The following is a 2,505-nucleotide window of genomic DNA, read 5'->3' as shown; positions in this document are numbered from 1 at the left end:
TCCGTGGATGTCTGTTTTGAACCTTTCGTAACTCGTCAGGCAGTGGTGACATCAAAAATAAACTGAACTATTCAGTTTTGAGTCCAATTATTCTTAACCAAGCAAACTAGGAGATTTAAGGCAATGGTTTTAGATGCATTTGCAAAAGTAGTTTCCCAAGCTGATACACGTGGGGAATATCTCTCTGATGCACAATTGGATGCATTGAGCGAACTAGTCAAAGATGGTAACAAGCGTACAGATGCCGTTAACCGTATTACCAGCAATGCATCTGCTCTTGTTGCTGCTGCAACTCGTGATTTGTGGGCAGAACAACCCCAATTGATCGCTCCCGGTGGTAATGCTTACACCAGCCGTCGTGCAGCTGCTTGTATCAGAGACTTGGACATTATTCTTCGCTATATCACTTATGCGATCTTTGCTGGTGATTCCAGCGTATTAGATGATCGTGCCCTCAATGGTTTGCGGGAAACCTACTTGGCATTGGGAACTCCAGGAGCTTCAGTTGCTGTTGGTATTCAAAAGTTGAAACAAGCTTCCCTGGCTATTGTCAACGATCCAAACAACATCACCAGAGGAGATTGCAGCGCTCTAGCATCTGAAATAGCTAGCTACTTTGATCGTGCTGCTTCAGCAGTAGCTTAAGGCAGATACTGCTGCTATTGACTGAGATAATAGTCCATTAGGACAAAACAAAATTTCAACCAAAAGTTTGTAAAAGGGAAATACCAAAATGACAAAAACACCTCTAACGGAAGCAATTGCATCGGCTGATTCTCAAGGTCGCTACCTCAGCAGCACCGAAATTCAAGTCGCTTTTGGTCGCTTCCGCCAAGCACCAGCTAGCTTACAAGCAGCAAAAGCTTTGAGCGCTAATGCTCAACGCTTGACCGAAGGTGCTGCTCAAGCAGTCTATAGCAAGTTCCCTTACACCACTCAACAACAAGGCCCCAACTTCGCGTCTGATGCACGCGGCAAAGGCAAGTGTGTACGTGATGTCGGCTACTACTTGCGGATTATCACTTATGCTTTAGTTGTTGGTGGCACAGGCCCCTTGGACGATTTCTTGATTTCTGGCTTGGCTGAAATCAACCGGACTTTTGATCTGTCTCCTAGCTGGTACATTGAAGCTCTCAAGTACATCAAAGCTAACCACGGTCTAAGCGGTGATCCAGCTGTTGAAGCCAATTCTTACATCGACTATGTAATCAATACTCTAAGCTAGAGTGTTTCTTTAGCCCGGAGAGAAAATCAGCTCTTATGACAAGTGAGTTCTATGAGTTGTTTACCTCTCCGGGCAGTTTTATATTCAAAAGACTGTTAAAAGACTAGAAAAAATTTTTCTAAAAAGTTTTCAGTTTTGCAGTAAAAACTGAGGAGGTTAAAGATGGCGGCTTTGGGACAAGCAGCAAGATTAGGGATTGGAGAATTTGAAAACTTAGCACTGGTAGAACTACGTCCCGATAGAACAGAAGCGGATGTAGCAGTGGTTATCCGGGCGGCTTACCGTCAGGTTTTGGGTAATGCATATCTCCTGGAAGGAGAACGTCTAGAGAGTGCAGAATCACTGTTGCAGCAAGGTGGAGTCTCTGTTCGGGGATTTGTGCAAGCCATTGCTCAATCGGAATTCTATCGGGATAAGTTTTTCTACTCCAACTCCCAAACTCGGTTTATCGAGTTGAATTATAAGCATTTATTGGGGCGGGCCCCGGAAGATGAGTCAGAAATTTCGTACCATGTTGAGCTTTACAACTCACAAGGTTATGAAGCTGAGATTAATTCCTACATTGACTCATTAGAATATCAAGAGAGTTTTGGCGAAAATATCGTGCCTTACTATCGAGGCTTTAAAAGTCAAGTAGGGCTGAAAAACGTTGGCTATAGCCGACTGTTTCAACTGTATCGGGGTTATGCCAATAGCGATCGCGCTCAAGGACAAAAACAAGGGCGGCTAACCTGGGAAGTAGCTAAGAATCTAGCCTCACCCATTTACCCAGTCTCTTCGGGAGCCTTAACAGGTCTCTCTACAGGTGGTCGCGGGGAAACATACCGTATCCGAGTGTTACAAGCAGCTTCCCCGAACTCAACTGTAGTGCGGCGGGGTACTGCGGAATTGATCGTACCATACGAGCAACTTTCTAGTAAATTGCAGCAGTTGAATCGCAAAGGCAGTAGGGTTATTAGCATTACAGCCGTATAAATACGGAATCGGGGGGAGTAGGGAGTAGGGAGTAGGGAGTAGGGAATTTCACCACTCTTAACTCCCCACTCCCTACTCCCCTTACCAATTACTAAGTTACAAAGGAAAAATTACAATGGCTATTACAACAGCAGCTTCTCGTCTGGGAACAGAACCTTTTAGCGATCAGTCTCCTGTGGAATTGCGTCCAAATGCAACCAAAGAAGACATTGAGAGAGTAATTGCTGCCGTCTATCGTCAAGTTTTGGGCAACAACTACATCTTGACATCTGACCGCCTCACAAGTGCTGAATCTATCCTGCGCG

4 protein-coding genes are annotated in these 2,505 nt (G+C 45.0%); all 4 read left to right on the top strand.

Annotation, left to right across the window (positions count from 1 at the left end; translation table 11 throughout):
• The first annotated feature begins 123 nt into the window (after positions 1–123).
• On the top strand, positions 124–645 hold the full coding sequence (locus tag LC574_RS35360; RefSeq protein ID WP_229458286.1) for a phycocyanin subunit beta: 522 nt from the start codon (positions 124–126) through the stop codon (positions 643–645).
• Positions 646–733: 88 nt separating this feature from the next.
• Positions 734–1,225, top strand: a complete 492-nt coding sequence (cpcA, locus tag LC574_RS35355; protein ID WP_118168224.1) for a phycocyanin subunit alpha — start codon at positions 734–736, stop codon at positions 1,223–1,225.
• 162 nt (positions 1,226–1,387) lie between these two features.
• Entirely contained in the window at positions 1,388–2,200 is an 813-nt protein-coding gene (locus tag LC574_RS35350) for a phycobilisome linker polypeptide (RefSeq protein WP_229458285.1), read from the top strand.
• 115 nt (positions 2,201–2,315) lie between these two features.
• On the top strand, positions 2,316–2,505 hold a 190-nt coding region (locus LC574_RS35345), incomplete at its 3' end, for a phycobilisome rod-core linker polypeptide (protein WP_229458284.1).

It is taken from the genome of Nostoc sp. CHAB 5715 (genome assembly GCF_020829685.1).
Taxonomy (GTDB): domain Bacteria; phylum Cyanobacteriota; class Cyanobacteriia; order Cyanobacteriales; family Nostocaceae; genus Nostoc.
Note: the sequence above shows the minus strand (reverse complement) of the source record. Positions and strands in the feature narration are given on the sequence as shown.

Coding starts and splice junctions, on each gene's coding strand:
- LC574_RS35360 (WP_229458286.1), top strand. CDS start 124: ATGGTTTTAGATGCATTTGCAAAAGTAGTTTCCCAAGCTGATACACGT.
- cpcA (WP_118168224.1), top strand. CDS start 734: ATGACAAAAACACCTCTAACGGAAGCAATTGCATCGGCTGATTCTCAA.
- LC574_RS35350 (WP_229458285.1), top strand. CDS start 1,388: ATGGCGGCTTTGGGACAAGCAGCAAGATTAGGGATTGGAGAATTTGAA.